Annotated in this window: 15 protein-coding genes, 1 other RNA gene and 1 pseudogene; 7 read left to right on the top strand and 10 right to left on the bottom strand. The window is 63.2% G+C overall.

The window, feature by feature from the left end; genetic code table 11:
- Positions 1 to 103: 103 nt before the first annotated feature.
- Both ACCQ07_RS00265 and ACCQ07_RS00270 read right to left on the bottom strand, forming a co-directional pair.
- Positions 104 to 1,561: a ribonuclease H-like domain-containing protein gene (locus tag ACCQ07_RS00265; protein ID WP_372363675.1), complete on the bottom strand. Its 1,458-nt coding sequence runs from the start codon at positions 1,559 to 1,561 to the stop codon at positions 104 to 106.
- Entirely contained in the window at positions 1,558 to 4,053 is a 2,496-nt protein-coding gene (locus tag ACCQ07_RS00270; protein ID WP_029818119.1) for a DEAD/DEAH box helicase, read from the bottom strand. The genes ACCQ07_RS00265 and ACCQ07_RS00270 overlap by 4 nt, the downstream gene beginning before the upstream one ends.
- 177 nt (positions 4,054 to 4,230) lie before the next feature.
- On the opposite strand from ACCQ07_RS00270, the gene trhA reads away from it, so the two are divergent.
- The 4 genes from trhA (at position 4,231) to ACCQ07_RS00290 (ending at position 5,646) form a co-directional block, all read left to right on the top strand.
- Positions 4,231 to 4,893, top strand: coding sequence for a PAQR family membrane homeostasis protein TrhA (trhA, locus tag ACCQ07_RS00275; RefSeq protein ID WP_011345814.1), 663 nt, complete (start codon positions 4,231 to 4,233; stop codon positions 4,891 to 4,893).
- Between the two features lie 65 nt (positions 4,894 to 4,958).
- Positions 4,959 to 5,216: a type II toxin-antitoxin system prevent-host-death family antitoxin gene (locus ACCQ07_RS00280; RefSeq protein WP_184423124.1), complete on the top strand. Its 258-nt coding sequence runs from the start codon at positions 4,959 to 4,961 to the stop codon at positions 5,214 to 5,216.
- A complete protein-coding gene (locus ACCQ07_RS00285; RefSeq protein WP_184423126.1) occupies positions 5,204 to 5,506 on the top strand; it encodes a type II toxin-antitoxin system RelE/ParE family toxin in 303 nt (100 codons plus the stop codon). The genes ACCQ07_RS00280 and ACCQ07_RS00285 overlap by 13 nt, the downstream gene beginning before the upstream one ends.
- A gap of 63 nt (positions 5,507 to 5,569) precedes the next feature.
- Positions 5,570 to 5,646: non-coding RNA, sX9 sRNA (locus ACCQ07_RS00290), on the top strand.
- Between the two features lie 42 nt (positions 5,647 to 5,688).
- Here ACCQ07_RS00290 and ACCQ07_RS00295 read toward each other — a convergent pair.
- On the bottom strand, positions 5,689 to 6,588 hold the full coding sequence (locus ACCQ07_RS00295) for an SDR family NAD(P)-dependent oxidoreductase (protein WP_372363676.1): 900 nt from the start codon (positions 6,586 to 6,588) through the stop codon (positions 5,689 to 5,691).
- A gap of 58 nt (positions 6,589 to 6,646) precedes the next feature.
- Positions 6,647 to 7,384, bottom strand: coding sequence for an SDR family oxidoreductase (locus tag ACCQ07_RS00300; protein WP_031420496.1), 738 nt, complete (start codon positions 7,382 to 7,384; stop codon positions 6,647 to 6,649).
- 125 nt (positions 7,385 to 7,509) lie between these two features.
- On the opposite strand from ACCQ07_RS00300, the gene ACCQ07_RS00305 reads away from it, so the two are divergent.
- Positions 7,510 to 8,421, top strand: coding sequence for a LysR family transcriptional regulator (locus ACCQ07_RS00305; protein WP_031420497.1), 912 nt, complete (start codon positions 7,510 to 7,512; stop codon positions 8,419 to 8,421).
- A 54-nt stretch (positions 8,422 to 8,475) separates the two neighbouring features.
- Here ACCQ07_RS00305 and ACCQ07_RS00310 read toward each other — a convergent pair whose 3' ends face one another.
- Positions 8,476 to 9,570 (bottom strand): ATP-grasp fold amidoligase family protein, encoded by a 1,095-nt coding sequence (locus ACCQ07_RS00310; RefSeq protein WP_031420499.1) that lies wholly within the window; start codon positions 9,568 to 9,570, stop codon positions 8,476 to 8,478.
- Positions 9,571 to 9,822: 252 nt separating this feature from the next.
- On the opposite strand from ACCQ07_RS00310, the gene ACCQ07_RS00315 reads away from it, so the two are divergent.
- Both ACCQ07_RS00315 and ACCQ07_RS00320 read left to right on the top strand, forming a co-directional pair.
- Positions 9,823 to 10,014: a hypothetical protein gene (locus tag ACCQ07_RS00315; RefSeq protein WP_031420501.1), complete on the top strand. Its 192-nt coding sequence runs from the start codon at positions 9,823 to 9,825 to the stop codon at positions 10,012 to 10,014.
- Between the two features lie 115 nt (positions 10,015 to 10,129).
- Positions 10,130 to 10,807: an SEL1-like repeat protein gene (locus tag ACCQ07_RS00320; protein WP_372364099.1), complete on the top strand. Its 678-nt coding sequence runs from the start codon at positions 10,130 to 10,132 to the stop codon at positions 10,805 to 10,807.
- A gap of 229 nt (positions 10,808 to 11,036) precedes the next feature.
- Here the strand turns inward: ACCQ07_RS00320 and ACCQ07_RS00325 are convergent, their stop codons facing one another.
- The 5 genes and pseudogenes from ACCQ07_RS00325 to ACCQ07_RS00345 all read right to left on the bottom strand — a co-directional run bounded on the left by ACCQ07_RS00325 (position 11,037) and on the right by ACCQ07_RS00345 (position 16,205).
- Entirely contained in the window at positions 11,037 to 11,645 is a 609-nt protein-coding gene (locus tag ACCQ07_RS00325) for an NAD(P)H-dependent oxidoreductase (protein ID WP_014088904.1), read from the bottom strand.
- 169 nt (positions 11,646 to 11,814) lie between these two features.
- A protein-coding gene (locus ACCQ07_RS00330; protein WP_122272034.1) for an IS3 family transposase occupies positions 11,815 to 12,923 on the bottom strand; the annotation gives its coding sequence in 2 pieces (ribosomal slippage) (positions 11,815 to 12,662 and positions 12,662 to 12,923; 1,110 coding nt in all).
- A 113-nt stretch (positions 12,924 to 13,036) separates the two neighbouring features.
- A pseudogene (locus ACCQ07_RS00335) lies at positions 13,037 to 13,257 on the bottom strand (XAC0095 family protein).
- A 399-nt stretch (positions 13,258 to 13,656) separates the two neighbouring features.
- Entirely contained in the window at positions 13,657 to 15,489 is a 1,833-nt protein-coding gene (locus ACCQ07_RS00340) for an XVIPCD domain-containing protein (protein ID WP_372364100.1), read from the bottom strand.
- Between the two features lie 77 nt (positions 15,490 to 15,566).
- Positions 15,567 to 16,205 carry a hypothetical protein gene (locus ACCQ07_RS00345; protein WP_372363677.1) on the bottom strand — a complete coding sequence of 213 codons (639 nt, stop codon included), beginning with the start codon at positions 16,203 to 16,205 and terminating at the stop codon, positions 15,567 to 15,569.
- Positions 16,206 to 16,288 lie beyond the last annotated feature (83 nt).

Here is a 16,288-nt window from a genome sequence, read left to right on the forward strand (position 1 = left end):
GTGGTCGTGGAGTGCACGCAGCGTGCGTCAAGCGCCCTGTCGTGGGGCAAGTCCGGCCAACCTCCTGCCCTGCACTAACTCCCCACTTAAATCGCATGACCGGTCAAGGCGTGCGCGCCAACGTCAGCGCATTGCGCTCCTGCGCGTCCACTGCCACCAGCCGTTGCATCAGTAGCGACAGCGTCACCACATCCTGGTGGTTGTGTTCGGCCACGCGGCGCAGGTTGCGCGCGCTGCCGCCGCGCAGGTAACTCAACCAGGCGGCCGGGGCCTCGGAGCCGGGCAGGTCGTCTTCGCGCACCACGCGCAGCAGTTGCCGTTCGATGGTGGACAGCTTGCAGTTCTCCCAGGTGCCGCGATAGCGCCGGCGCGTGGGGAACAGCAGATCCACATGGTCCAGTGCAGAAATCGGGTCGCCGCGACGTGCCAGGCGGTAGCGCGTCTTCAGCAGCGGGGCGTCGTAGCAGCGGCCGTTGTAGCTGGACAGGACGGTGCGCGGTGTCAGCCAGGTGCGGAACAGATCCAGCATCGCGCTTTCGGCCGCCATCGTGGACATCATCAATTGACGCACGCGCAGGCCATTGCCCTGCACGGCATCGGCCACCCAATCGGCCACGCCGATCATGAAGGCGCGGGTGCCGGTACCGCCGGCCAGGCCGGTGGTTTCGGTATCGAAGAACAGCAGGTCCATCGGGTCGACGGCATCGTCGCGTTTGGCAAAGGCCAGCGAGAGCGCCTCGGTGGGAATCGCCTGTGGCAGGAACGCCTGGATCAGATGCAGGCCGGGCGCGATCTCGTTGCCAGGCAGAGATCGGTCGGTGGATGGCGCGCGGATGGGTGCATGCGCCGAAACCGCGCGTTCGCGCAGGCCGATCATCTTGCGCAGGCCGGCGATATCGGTGCGGCGCTGTACCGGTGGTGCCGGCGACATCGATGCGGGCGATGTTGTCGCTGTGCTGCGCGCTGTGGGCCAATGGGGCGCGCTATCCGCCTCAACGGCGATGATTGCATCGACATCGACATTCGAAGGCAGCGCCGGCTTGTGGCGCACATCGTGCTCCACCCACGCAAATACCGATGCCTCGCGCGCAGGCGGTGCAGGCATGGGCGCCTGCAAGGCGCGGCGCGTGCGTGTTGATGCGTCGCGCGCCTCGTTGGGGCGAGCGGCCACGGCGCCATGACGTGCAGCTGCGTTCTCTCGCAGCGGCAAGCCCGCAGTAGGTAACGCGGCGCTGGAGACTGCTGCCCGCTGTGCACGTGTCGGCATGATCGCATCGTCCTTGCGCGCTGCCGGCGTCAGGCCGCCAACCTGACGGCGCAGCAGGCGCAGACGTTCGGCGCTGACGCCCGGGGCATGACCAGGCGCAGGCGTCGTGCCCTGCGTGTGGGCGCCGGAAGCTGGCTGCGCGGCCTCATCGACAGGCGCGGCATCCGCAGCCTGCGCATCGACCGCCGGCGCATCGTGCAGCGCATCGCCATCGTCAGCCTTCGCCGGCGCAGGCACATCCGCCTGCCCGGCCTGACGCCGCAACAAACGCAGCCGGTCCGCACTCACACTCATGCAAGCACGTCCAGCGCCAGGTCCTCGTCCACCTGTGTGGCATGCCGCAATGGCGCATCGGCATCGAACAACAACGCCAGCACCGTCAGCGCCAGCGACTTGGGCGATTCGCCTTTGGCGGCTTCATGTGCGGCCAGCACCGGGCCCACGCAGGCCGGGCAGCCGGCGCTGCAATCGCACCGCCGTACCAATTCGTCCGCGCGCTGCAGCAGCTCGGCCTGGCGCAGCCACAGCGGCTCGCTCAAGCCCACCCCGCCAGGGAAGTTGTCGTACAGATACACCGTGGGCACGAACGCCTGCTGCAATTCCACCGTGGCCGCATCGCCTTCTTCCACGCCGCGCAGTTGCCCACGCCCGGTCTGGTCGGCCACTGCAAACCAGGCGCCGTCGCCATTGCCCACCGCCTTTTGCAGATCGCGCGCATCGGCCATCACGGCGACCGTGGCCACCACGTGCAATGCATAGGCAGCGCCCAGAAATCCATCCAGCGCATCCTGCTTGGATGTAAAGGCTTTGCCCAGCGTGGCCTGCGGCAACTGCCACCATACCGCGGTGGTGTGCAATTCCTGGTCGGGCAGATTCACCGGCCCGTAGCCGATGTTTTCGTGCGTGTAGTAGCGGATCTTCTTATAGCCGGACACGCGCCGCACCACGTGCACTTCGCCGTGGTGGCAATCGCCACGGCCGGCCACGCCGCCGTCGAAGCGGTCCAGCACCTTCAACTTGGTGTAGTCGATGCTGTCGGTGTAGTAGTCCACATGCGTGCGCGTCACGTACGCCTTGCGGCCTTCCCAATCCAGCCGCTCCACCTGGTAGGGCGTGCTCTGCACCATGTGGATGGCGCCTTCGTACAAGGTGAGTGCAGCGGCCGAATAATCCACCTCGGCGATGATCTGCTGCTTGCCGTCGCTCTTGTCCACCACCACAAAGTTGCCATCGGCCACCGAGCGCAGGCTCACCGCATTGGCCGGGTAGCTGTCGGCGATCCATTCCCAGCGGTCGCCTTCCTGGTGGATCACCTCGCTTTCGGCCAGCGCTTCCAGGAACACCACCGGGTCGATCGGGCCGAATGGCTCGTCGGCAATGAACGGCAGCTCGAAGGCCGCGCAACGGATGTGATCGAACAGGATCAGCGGTTGGTCCGGTGCGGTACGCGCATGTTCGGGCGAGGCATCGGCAAAGAAATCCGGGTGTCGCACCACGTATTGGTCCAGCGGTTGCGAGCTGGCCACTAGCACGCCCAGCGCCGGTTGCTGGCGGCGCCCGGCACGGCCGAAGCGCTGCCAGGTGGCCGCCACGCTGCCGGGGTAGCCGTTGAGGATCACCACGTCCAGTGCGCCGATATCCACGCCCAGTTCCAGCGCCGAGGTGGAAATGATGCCGTCGATCGTGCCGGCACGCATTGCACGCTCCACCTCGCGCCGCTCGGTGGGCAGATAGCCGCCGCGGTAGGCGCGAATGCGTGCCGGCTTGCGCGGGTCGTGGTCGAAGATGTCCTTCAGATACTTGGTCAGCACTTCCACCATCAGGCGCGTCTGCGCAAACACCAGCGTCTTCAGGCCGCTCTTGATGGCAATGCGCGCGATGCGGTTGCTCTGCGAACGCGCCGAGGCACGCAGGCCCAGATCCGCATTGACCACCGGCGGGTTCCACAACAGCACATGCTTGTCGCCGGTGGGCGCGCCCGATTCGGTGATGGCATGCACCTGCTCTTCGATCAAGGCCTGCGCGTGCGCATGCGGGTTGCCGATGGTGGCCGAGCACAGGATGAATTGCGGGGTGGCGCCATAGAATGCGCAGATGCGCTTGAGCCGGCGCAGCACATTGGTGACGTGGCTGCCGAACACGCCGCGATAGGTGTGGATCTCGTCGATCACCACATAGCGCAGGTTCTCGAAGAACTGCGCCCACTTGGTGTGATGCGGCAGGATCGCCTGATGCAGCATGTCCGGGTTGCTCACCACGATGTCGCCATGCAGCCGGATCGCCTGGCGCGCATCGCCGGGCGTGTCGCCGTCGAAGGTGAAGGCCTTGACCCCCAGCTCGCCGGCGCGGTTCAACTCCAGCAGCTCGGCCACCTGGTCCTGCGCCAGCGCCTTGGTCGGGAACAGGTACAAGGCCTTGGCGCCGCTGGTCATCGCCGCGCTCACCACCGGCAGCGTGTAGCACAGCGATTTGCCCGAGGCGGTGGGCGTCACGATCGCCACATGCTCGCCGCGCTGTGTCGCTGCCCAGGCATCGGCCTGGTGGCTGTAGAGCTGGCTGATGCCGCGCGCCTGCAACGCATCTGCCAATGCGGCCGGCACATCCTCCGGGATCGGCGCGTAACTGCCGTCGCGCCCGGGGATGGTGAAGCTGCCGGTGATGCGGTCGTGGTAACGCCGTTCCAGGCGCTGCGTGAGCAACGCGCCGTCGCGGCTGGGCCGGCCGTCGGTGGTGGCCAGCGCGCGTTCGGCGGTTTCGGTGCGGGGAGCGAGGGCAAACGGAGGCATACGGCAAGGGCTCCCAAAGAGGGAGATCAAACGAAAAGGATGTCTCAGGGTATGAGACCGGCGCGCCCGCGCCCAGCCTGCCTCACTGAGCGGATTCAGCAAGCCGGGTATCCTGTCGCCCCCACAGCGTCACGGCTGCCTTGCACGCTGTGGGATCCCCCACACCGAAGAAACGCCGTGCCCGTGCCTGCCAACGTCACTGCTCCGCATTACAAGTCCGTTTCTGCCCGCCGCGCCGATATCGCGGTGCATGCTGCCGGCCTGTTGCTGGCCATCGTCGGCGGCGCCTGGATGGTGGTGCGCGCGCACGCCAACCAGACCATGCTGCTGGCCACCTGCATCTACGCGCTGGGGCTGCTGGTGATGTTCGCCTGTTCGGCGGCCTACAACTTCGCACCGCCGCAGCGCCAGCCGATGCTGCGCAAGTTCGACCACGCCGGCATCTTCGTCATGATTGCCGGCTCCTACACGCCGTTTTTCCTGGTGGCGCTGGACGGCACCTGGCGCTGGGTGATGATCCTCAGCGTCTGGTGCGTGGCCCTGTTCGGCGTGTTCGCCAAGTTGTGCCTGCCCGGCATCGCCAAGGGCTTCTGGGTGGCGATCTATCTGCTGCTGGGCTGGGCCGGCATCGTGGTGATCAACCAGATGATCGCCGGGCTGGACAGCGCGGTGCTGTGGCTCATCGTTGCCGGCGGCGCCTTCTACACCGTGGGCGTGGCGTTCTACGTGCGCAAATCCATGGTCTACAACCGCGCCATCTGGCACGCCCATGTGCTGGGCGGCGCGCTGTCGCACTGGTGCGCCATCTGGCTGTGCCTGCGGCCGTTGGGCGAGGGGTGACCACGCAGTGTGGCGTCCTCGGGCCGGCCGCTTGCCCCGCCCGAAGTGATACTTAATGTCACTGCATGCGCACCGAACTTGTCACCACGCTCAAGCGTCAGGCGACCGAACCCCTTGCAGCTGCAGAGCGCGACAAGGAGCCAATCCTGATCACACAGCACGGTTTATCCAATGCCTATCTGGTGGATGTTGCCAGCGATGAGCGCATGCAGCAGCGCATTGCGCTCCTGGAAGGAATCGCCCGTGGAGAAATGGCAGTCGCGCAAGGCCGTACGCTGCGCCATGAACAGGCACAGCAACGCATGGCGCGATGGCTGAAATAATCTGGTCGGTGCCGGCATTGGCTGATCTGGACGCGATTGCCGACTACATCGCAATCGATAACGCACCCGCTGCAGCGGCGGCGCTGGTCAAATGGGTGTTGCCGCAGGTCGAGCGATTGATTGAACACCCGGACAGCGGAAGCCGGCCACAGGAACTCCAGCGCTCGCGCTATCGCCAGATTGTCGAACCACCTTGCGGCGTGTTCTACCGCGTGGATGGGCAGCACATTGTGCTGGTGCACGTCATGCGGTGGGAGCGCGCGCTTCGCAGGAACTGTCTTTCACGCTAAGAAGAGCGGCCAACAAAACCACGGCACAGCCACCAGGCGGGCGCAGCCGGTGCTCGGTGCGGCATGCACCGCGCCGACACGTCGGTTGTGAGTGCGCCGTCCACATCCAGCTGACGACTGCTCGCCACCGTCTGTTAGCCGCTCTACGGCCGGCAGGCACTCCAAGCGCCTGCCGCATCCCATCATTCCACCACGCGCGGTGCCAACAGATCATCCAATCCCACACGGTGCAGCATCTCCGCGCGCAGGCGATCGAGGACCGCAAAGCCCACGTCCGCGCCGTCGCCCGCCGGGTCGATATGCACCCGGAACGGCCGCTTGCCGAACGGTGCGTTCACCACCTGCACGATCGCCTGCGCCACCTCGGCCACGTCGGCGTCTTCGGGCACCAAGCGCGCAAATGCCTGCTGCACCTGTTCGCCAAAGCCCGCATACGGGCCGGCCTCGTACGCAGCGGCGCGCGCGGCGTCGTCGGGCGTACCGGCATGGGCAAAGTGGTTGGTGCCCTTGGTGAAGGCGCCGGGCACGACGATCGAGGTCTCGACGCCCCAGCGTGCCAACTCGCGTGCGTACTGCACCGCCAAGGCATCCATCGCCGCCTTGGCCGCGAAATAAGGGCCCAGATACGGCGGGGTGCCGCCTGCCGAGCTGCTGCTGGACACCCACACCAACAGGCCCTGCTGCTGTGCCCGCAAGTGCGGCAATGCCGCGCGGTTGACCCGCTGGGTGCCCAGCACGTTGATGTCGTAGACCTGCGCCAGCTGTTCGGCGGTGAACGCCTCGGCCGGGCCGAACACCATGTGCCCAGCGTTGTGCACCACCACGTCCAGCCCACCGGCCTGCGCCACGATGGATGCCACCGCCGCGTCGGCCGAGGCCTGCGATTGCACGTCCAGCTCGACCGTGTGCAAGGCCAGCTGCTGCTTGCCCGCCAAGCCGGCCATCTCCTGCACCACGCCGGCATTGCGGCCGGCGGTATCGCGCATGGAGGCGTAGACGGTGTGGCCGGCGGCGGCCAGCGCTTGCGCGGCCAATCGGCCAAAGCCGCTGGACGCGCCAGTCACCAGAATGCGTTTGCGCATGTCATTACTCCTCGAGGGGGAAACCAGCAGCGTGCGCATTGCCGCGCGCCACAGCGGGTCAGACCATGCCGCCGTTGGCGCGCAGGACCTGGCCGTTGATCCAGCCGCCATCCGGGCCGACCAGGAACGCCACCGCTGCCGCGATGTCGTCCGGGCAGCCAAGACGTTCCAGCGGGTTGGCCTTGGACAAGCGTTCGATCAATTCCGGCGACTTGCCGTCCAGGAACAGCGCCGTGCCGGTCGGGCCAGGCGCCACCGCATTGACGGTGATGGCACGCCCGCGCAATTCCTTGGACAGGATCGCCGTCAGCGTTTCCACCGCCGCCTTGGTGGCCGCATACACCCCGTAGGTTTCCAGCTTCAGGCCGACCACGCTGGTGGACAGGTTGATGATGCGGCCGCCGTCGCGCAGCCGTCGTGCGGCCTGGCGCAGCGTGTTGAAGGTGCCTTTCAGATTGATCGCGATGTGTTTGTCGAACAAGGCATCGTCGCTGTCGGCCAGCGTGGCCAGCTGCATGATGCCGGCGTTGTTGACCAGCACATCCACGCCGCCGAACGCAGTCTCGGCCGCGGCAAACAGGCGCTCGACGGCGACCGGGTCGCTGACATCGGCCTGCACGCTGATCGCGCGGCCACCGGCCGCTTCGATGCTGCGCACCAGTTGATCGGCCTCATCCGCATGGCCGGCGTAGTTGAGCACGACGGCAAAGCCATCGCCGGCCAATCGCTGCGCGATGGCAGCGCCAATACCGCGAGAGGCCCCGGTAATCACTGCAACAGTGTGCTGCTGAGTCATGCATGTTCTTCCGTTATGCCGCGGGCTGCGGCGTTGCGGAAACTATCCAATGCAATGACACGACGATCATCACACTAAACTGCACAGCACTGTTTCCAGCGCCCGAACAGTGGGCAAGGAGTGTCATGGATCGGTTCGACGCCATGCGGTTGTTCGTGCGGATCGTGGAGCGGCGCAGCTTCACTGCAGCGGCCAACGACATGCAAATTCCGCGCTCCACCGCCACCAAGGTCATCGCCGAGATGGAAGCGCGCCTGGGCGTGCGCCTGTTACAGCGCACCACGCGCGTGGTGCGGCCCACGCTCGATGGCGAGCTCTTCCATCAACGCTGCATGCGCATCCTCGACGACGTGGACGATGCCGAAGGCAGCTTCCGTGGCGTGGCACCCAAGGGGCTGCTGCGGGTGGAAGTGCAGGGCACGCTGGCGCGGCACTTCCTGCTGCCCGGATTGCCGGCGTTCTTTGCGCACTACCCGCAGATCCAGCTGGTGATGAGCGAGAGCGACCGCTGGGTGGATCTGGTGGAAGAAGGCATCGACTGCGTACTGCGCTATGGCCCGCTGCGCGACAGCGAACTGGTTGCACGCCGCGTGGCCATGCTCGAACGCCTCACCTGCGCCACGCCGCAATACCTGCAACGTTTCGGCATGCCTGCGCAGCTGGAAGCGCTGGACCACCACCGCATGGTTGGCTTGCGTTCGATCACCACCGGTGTGGTCACACCGCTGGAATTCCAGACCGCCCAGGGGCTGCGCACCTTCGCATTGCCCAGCCCGCTCAGCGTCACCGGGACCGAAAGCTATCTGGCCGGCATCCGGCTTGGCCTGGGCATCGCGCAGGTGCCGCGCTTCCATGTGGCGCACGACCTGCAGCAAGGCACGCTGGTGGAGATCCTGCGCGATACCCCGCCGCCGTCCAACCCGGTGTCGCTGCTGTATTCCCGCGCCCGCCAGCTGTCGCCACGGGTGCGCGTGTTTCTGGACTGGGCCGCTGGCGAATTTGCCAAACAGGCCGGCTTGACGCAGCCCGTGGGGTAGACGCGCTGGCGCGCTGCATCGGCATCGGCTGGGCAGCGCACCTGCGTTGACGCTTCACCGCTGTGGCACGCGCACACCCACACCAAACCCCTGCATCGGCAGACCCGGCTCTTCAGGCGCGCGCCGCTGCACCCACATATCGCCCATCATCCGGTCCAGCCCGCGGCCCAATCCGGTCACCAACCCGGCGCCTGGGGTAAAGGTGAGTTCGCCGAAATACACCTGCCCGTGCTGGATATACCAATCCACCCGCACGTAATCGAAGTCGCTGGCCAGCACCTTGCTCAGTTCCAGCGCTTGCTCCAGCAGCTCCGGCGCACATGGCGGTGCGCGTCCGTCGTCGCGGATGCGATGGAACGCATCGTGCAAGTTGCCGACGAAAAACGTCATCGACAATTTCGGCGTGTCGAAGCGGCCGTAGATCACCTGCAACACGTATTTGAACGTGCCATCGGCCTGGCGAAACATGTGGAACTTGTAGTCCACCGGCACCTGCTGCGCATCGCCGATATATTTTTCCACCAGAATGCGCGGCGGAATATCGCGGTAATGGATCTCGCGCACCATGTCGGAAAAATCGGTGCGCATCCATTGGCCGCAACGCGCGATGATGCGGCGTTTCTGCTGCGCGTCCGGCTCATCGCGCACTACCTCCACCATGGCCGCGCCGTGGTTGGCCTTGATCACCGTCTGCTGCCACTGCGGCAAGCGCAGCAAATCTTGCGGGTCGGTGGTATCCAGCAATAGCGGGATCAAATGCGCCTGGCCGATCCTGGCCGCCACATACGGCCGCACCGCGAACTTGTCGGCCAACCGCTGGTATTGCGGGTAATCACCGTGCACACACTTGCGGTAGAGGATCTTCTCGTTGAAGCATTTCGGTGCGTACAGATCCGGCAGGCGTCCAAACGTATGCAGGAAGTACAGCCGGTCCTGGTGCCGCCAGGGCAAGGTGCGTACAAGGCTGCGCGCGCCCTTGCGTAGCAGACGCTTGAGGTTGGCTGCGTCTGCCGTGGTGCGCGTCGGCGCGGCCGGGGGGCCAATCCCTGCTGGCCATGCCAACCCCGGCAGCAGTGCAGCCCATGGCTGGGCCGACGCCCGCTCTGCACCCACCGGCCGCGTGTGCAGCCCCGTTCCGTTCTCGCCCATGGCCAGCTCCCTCCTCGAATATGAGACACCCATCACACTTTTGTGTGTTGTTAGCCACGGTATACGAGAAAAGAACGACAAACGTCACGCATTGTCTCAAGCAGCCCAATTACGCAAACATCGCTGTGTTTTCGGTCCAGAAATGCCGAAATTGCCGGCTGTTGGGTCTGCTTTGATGCGTTGCGGAAGCAGGTGCAGGCGCCACCGCCAAAACCTGGGGACATCCACCGGCGGTCGATCAGACCCAAAGCCATGAGCCATGCATTGCGCGCGGCCAAAGTCCAAACGCCTGCCAGTGCAATGCCATGCGCCCGTCTGCTGCCAGCCCGCCTCGCCGCCAGCGAACGCTGCTATGCAGGCATGTATTTGCTGCGCCTTCGCCACGCGCAGCGGGTCAATGGCATGGCTGAGATAAAAAGCGGCAGCAGCGTGCAGCGGACTTGACCGCGCCATCGCTGCCGCGCAAGGTGCAGGCTCAAGGAGCAACGCAGCTGCGGCATGTGCACCCCGCACATCTTGCATGCATCAGGACAGCCCTATGAACGTCGTTAGCACCGCGTTGATCGCGCTCACCGTCGTGGCACTCAGCAGCTGCACCAACACGCCGCCGCCAGTGCACACACCCTCAGCCATCGCGCCCACGGCCCACGCGCGCACCGCCAGTGCCGCACCGAACAACGTCTCGCGGTCACCGGCTACGCGTGTAGCGCAGACCCATGCCGCCACAACGCCGTATCTCTGCAATCCCGGCTCAGGCGCCTGCATCGCTGGCGGCCCATTGCTGGCCAGCTCGCAGGCAGAAGCGCACTGGCTGATTGCCCACGGCTACCCGTCGCCGACCGAGCACGCACGCTTGAGCAAGCTGGATCTGGCCCAGTTGCAGGCCGAATCGCAGGCGGGCAATCCGGCGGCCACTGTGCTCTACGGCAGCAAGACCGCACTTGGCGGCCGTTTCGAGAGCGGCGTGGCCACATTGCGCAAGGCCGCAGCCACCGGAAATATCTACGCCTACTATGGGCTGTCCGAGGTCTACAACGGCGACACCCTGCAAAAGAGCCTGGTCGAGAGCGCAGCGTATCTGCGGCTCGCCTATCTGCTCGGCGATCGCAAGGCATCGGCGGCCATCGCACAAAGAGGTTTGAGCGGTATCGAAAGCGTCGTTGCAGATGAGCGTGCGGCAGCGCTGTACCAGACCTTTGTCAAGTCCTCGCGCCCGTCTCCGCGGCCGTTTGAGTGATGCGTGATGGCGGGCGACAGGTTGCTGCACGACCCCGGACGCGCGGCCGCGCAGGGTGCATGCGCGGCCAGCAAACGCTGGTGCGGTTGCACGTCATGACCAGCGCGGCATCATGCAAGCGAGGTCATGACGCGCGCGCATCATCGGCACGCAGGCACGCAGGCACGCAGGCAGCTTGCAGACCTGCCAATCACAATGACGCGGCAGCCGTAGCCTGGAGTGCGCCGGGTCATCTACATGCAGCTGCTTTTGCGGCAAACAACCGCGCACCAATTGCGCGCGCTGTGTCGAAGTGCGATTGCGGAAAGCCCGCATCCGGCACTGTCAGCAGTTCCGAGGTGCGTACCGGCGCACCGCAGAAATCGAAGATGCCGTGATTGATCTGTGTCTTCATCGCACCGAAGTAGCCGTGCCGCGCGTAGGTGCGCTCGTCTGCGCCGCCGATGGCCAGCATGTGGACGTCCAGGTGCTGTAGCTTCTTCATGATCTTGCCGTCGGCGCTTTCGTCGAACGCCCAGCCCAGCGTAAACACCCGGTCGATCCAACCTTTCAGCAGCGCCGGAAACGACCACCAGTAAATCGGGAACACCAGCACCAGCGCATTGGCCCGGTCCAGCCGCGCGTGTTCGGCCGCTACATCTGGCGCAGGTGCCGCGCGCTGCTGAAAGAGCGCGATGTCAGCCTGGTTGAAGCGCGGGTCGAAACCTTCCTGCGCCAGGTCAGCAACCTCGACCGTGTGGCCGCCGCCGGCCGCCTCCAGCCCAGCGCTCACCTGCGCGGCAATGGCGTGCGTCAGCGAGCGCGGCTCGGGATGTGCAACAACAATCAGGGCATGCATGTAGGTAATCACTCCAGGGAGAAGACAAGCACGGCTTTACCTGCAGCCGCATCAACGCGACAGAATGCTAACGACCCGTTGCAAAAGCGCTGTCAACACGAAAGGTGATGTGGTCAGTCAGCGAGCAAAGCCAGCGACGTCGCCCGACCACGTGTCGACTCCCCGTAATTCAATGCCAGCTAAAACTAGAGGTCTGCGGTTGATGTTGATCACGGAACTCGACGGGCGTTAGCCCGCCCAGGCTGTCGTGCGGGATCTGTTGGTTGTAGTCGGCGAGCCACTGTTCGGTCTGTTCGCGGACCTCGCTTAGCGTGCGGAAGATGTGCATGTCCAATACGCCACGCCGATAACTGCCGTTGAAGCGTTCGATGAAACCGTTTTGCATCGGACGCCCCGGCTCGATGAAATCCAACGCGATACCCTTGCGCTCAGCCCACTCGGCCAAGGCCAATGCAACAAATTCCGGGCCATTGTCCAAACGCAACTTGTTCGGATAGCCGCGCCAGGCTGCGATGCGTTCCAACGTGCGGATGACGCGGGCGGCCGGAAGATTCAGGTCCACATCGATGGCCAAGGCTTCCCGACTGAAATCGTCGATGACATTGAACGTGCGGAACCGCCGACCATCCCATAACGCATCGGACATGAAATCGATCGACCATCCAGCATTGGGTCGATCGCCGCATGCCAGCGGCTTTGGATAGCGCGTCGGGACCCGGCGCCTGCTGCGACGTCGTTGATTGAGTTTCATCAAGCAGTACACGCGCCAGACCCTTTTGTGATTCCACACATGTCCGCGACGGCGGATGATCTGAAAGAGCTTTCCAAATCCACGCTCGGGAAAACGCTCGGCCAACTCGGACAACAGCGCAATGACCTCCTCGTCGCGATCGGGACGGCGCCGATAGCGCGCTGTCGAGCGAGCCACGCCAACTACTGAACAGGCCCGGCGCTCGCTCCAGCCATGCCGCTCGACGAGCCAGGCCAGAAGCGGGCGTTTGTGCGTCGGGTCTACAGCTTTTTTGCGATGACATCCTTCAATGCATGGTTTTCCATCGCGAGCTCGGCGTACATGCGCTTGAGCTTGCTGTGCTCGGTCTCCAGGTCGCGGAGGCGTTGCACGTCAGCGGCCTCCATGCCGCCGTACTTGGACTTCCAGACGTAGTAGGTCGCCTCGGAAATGCCCAGCTCGCGACAGACATCCTTGACCTGGCGGCCGCCCTCGACCTGTTTCAGCGTGGCGACGATCTGGCTCTCGGTGAACTTGCTCTTGCGCATTGTTGGTCTCCTTGGTGGCTAGTGTGCTGGAGACCTCTAGTTATGGCTGGATCAATTTTACGGGAGACTGACACACGCTCACATGGCGCCTCGCGTGCGTCGAAGGAGGCGCACTATCCAGCAGTGCCCAAGGCGTCCAATACGTCGTCCACCTGCTTAGCCAACTGCTGCATGCAATGCGCCCACTGCCGTAGTGGAATGGCCGGCACGCCCATGGTGCTTTCGTCGCACGAACGCGGTGTGGCCAAGGTAGCGAGCAGGCGCAGCTGGTCGCATACGCATAGCAGGCGGTATTGCGTGCCTTCGGACATCCAGTAGCGGGTTCGTCGTGCATGCCGCTCTCCCTGCCATGAGACAGCCCCCGCTGCACAACGCAGCGGGATGCCGGGAGGCTAGGAACCGCAGACAGCCGGCGGGCTTATTCCCCTTGCGGGTGTTGTGTTCGCCGCCCTCCCGGTGCAAGAACGCCGAGCCGTGCCAAGCCTTTCGGTCGGACACAAAAAAACCAACCAAATTCTCGGAGGTGGGTGCCGCTGTCTGTGTGGAGTTCTAGGCTCCGAACGGGAGTGTGCGGGCGGTGGTGGCTAGGGGCAAGTTGCAACACTCGCCCTGCGCCGGTGCGCAACTGGCATACGCGTACTGCGTGTTGGGCGTGTATCGAGCGACGTGAGGTGATGCAACGCAGACCGTAATCCGGCTCCGATGGTGTCGTAGCGCTCCGGAAGCGTGCGATCTAGCGGGACAGGCTGCCCTGGCTAGGCTCGTTCATTCCACGTGCCAGCTCTTGCTGCTGTGTCAGGGCTCTTTCCTGCGCGATGGCTTGGTTGGCCGCCAGGAGTTTCTGGTCCGACTGTTCCACCGGGGTGCGAATTGCCTGGTCGATCTCCACGTGCACACGCTTGTGCCCAGGGTCATCCAGCCGCCCTTCTACCGCAAACACGTTGCCGGTCTTGCCCATCACAACATGGTCCACGCGGCTCAACGCATTGTCTGCCAGCGAGCGATCCCCCGCAGCCGGGTAGGCCTCGCGGTTGTCCTTGCACACCGCCAGCAGGCTACGGCTGACGCGCTCGCTCATGTCGTCGTACGGCTTGCCCACGCTATCGTCGATCTTGCGGACGCCACTGCGAATCTGCTCCAGCATGCGGTGATCCGGGTGCGCAGGATCGTCCGGCCCAAGCGAACCCGTTGCAGCAGGCGCACTGGGCACGACCGGAACATAGGTATGGTCGTGCGCGGGATTCACGCTTCCATCCTGGGTATGGTCGAAATGATGCAGCGTGGGCGGCCGGGTACTTGTGTCCTGATACGGAAACGGTGACTTGTTGACGCCTCGGTCCAGCCCCTCGTTCTCGATCAAATGTTCTTTGAGCCCCAGCGCTGCCATATCGATGGTCACTTGCGGCCGGGCACCTTGATACATCACGTTCGCGCGATCTTCGGCCTGCAGGATCTGCTCGACAGCCCAGGTGCCGTAGTAATTGGTGTAATCCGCAGTGGGCTGCAGCTGGCCAGCTTGATTGCGGTGCTCGCCGAGGCCTACCGGGTGCTGGCCTGGCTGCGCGTAGAGGGGAGATGGACGGTCGAAGTAATGCTGGCCCATTGCGGCGATGTTGCTGACCGTTGGAGACAAACTGCCATCCTGATTGAAGCCGAGGCCAGGATTTGCCACTGCCTTAGTGGTAAGCGGATCCCTGTGTACGAAATCTAGCGTCCTCGCATTCTTGGTGTTTAACATGAGATCAAGGCCATTGGCAGTCGGATTAGACTGTCTTTCGTGGCTGAGTAACGCATTCCAACCCGCGATTTCTGCTTTCGCTTCGTCCTCGCGTCCCGACTGGATATATGAACGCAGCTCGTTGGTGTAGTCGTGCACAGGAGTCTTGGCGATTGCCTGACTCCTTACATCATTCAGAAAGTTGGCGGTAGCTTTTGTTTTATCCGCATGATTAAAGCTGTGTTGAATTTCATGCCCAAGTACGAACACCATATCTTTCTCAGAGAATCTGCCCTGAGGGTTGTTGGCAGATGCTGTCTGCAAGCCAATCGGCGGCAAATTCATAACCTTGTTGTTGCCATCATAGGTCCCGCCGGCGGAGACACCCGGTCCAACAAATCCAAAGCTCTCAAGTTGTGCACGTTTCGGGCTTGATGTATCCGAAGGATCGACGGTGGTTGCCGCTTTCTTAAGCTGATCAGCAAGGAACGGTGATCTGTTTAGCGTGGACTGCAAGTTGTCCACCATATCCTGCGTCACAGGATGACTGACTCTGGCCACATCTTGATACGTGCTCCGAGCAAACACCAGAGTCATATGTTGGACTTGCAGCGTAGCCTTTAAATCACTACTAGGAGTTGTGCCTGCTGGCTGAAAGCTTGCCGTCGGGAGCGTGATAACTCCGCTTTGCATGTCGTAACTGCCCACTAAATTTGGGGCTCTATTAGCTGATGACTGTAAGGAAAATCCCTGCAAATGCCCTTGTTTAGCCTCTTTCTCGAACTCTTTAAGAAGCGTTGTGTTGGAGATAATTGCCGTGCGCAGTTGCTGTGCTTGATCCCGCGTCACACTTGGATCAGTTGAGAAACGGGCAAGCGCTGCTTCGAGTTGGGGGCTGACGGCTGCCATCTTTCGTTCCTTGTTGATTAGTTCAACGTACCGATAGATTTGACGCAAAGTCGACCAGGCTCACGGACCACAATGTTCCTCGGGACAACGGAAATAACGATATCCCCACCAACTCCATCTTTTGCAAATTTTGTGTAACGCCAATCCTCAAGCTGACCAATCGGTCCGTAATTAGGTGAGGCATTAAAGCCCATTGCTTTAAGTGCCTTGTCATAATGATCAAAATCAAGCCCGCAGACAGCAGACATATTAGACCAATCGTCTTTATCGTTTTGAAAAGTCAAGTCCACGCCTTTTAAAAGCGAGGGCGATTCTGGAACATAGGTAAATGCATAGCGCCACCCATCTTGCAGATCGATGCTCCAGTACGCCACTGACAGCTCTGCTGGATCTGGTTTCTTAAGAGTGATCCCCATAACTTCCCGAATACGTTCGGGACTCAGGTCATCACGGGACTCTAGCCCCTCGACCAGTTTCAAGAACCGATTGCCTATTTCTTCAGCGCTAAGCGTAATTTTGTTGGCGGTGACAGCCTCTGGCAAAGTCATGTCAGCGTGCTCCTTCGGAAGCGGCTTCAGTGGTCCATGGGCACAAGCACTTAGTGCAGGTGCGCAGAGTGCGGTTAGGAAGAGCAGGGCTGCTCGGGGGAAGCGCATTGGCAGATCCTAAGGGGTGACAGACGCAGCATACAATGTGTGAATTCATACGTAGAAAAGCTGGCGAGAGCTGCTTCGAGTTG

Origin of the sequence: Xanthomonas sp. NCPPB 3583 (assembly GCF_041475715.2) — a bacterium.
Taxonomy (GTDB): Bacteria; Pseudomonadota; Gammaproteobacteria; order Xanthomonadales; family Xanthomonadaceae; genus Xanthomonas; species Xanthomonas euvesicatoria.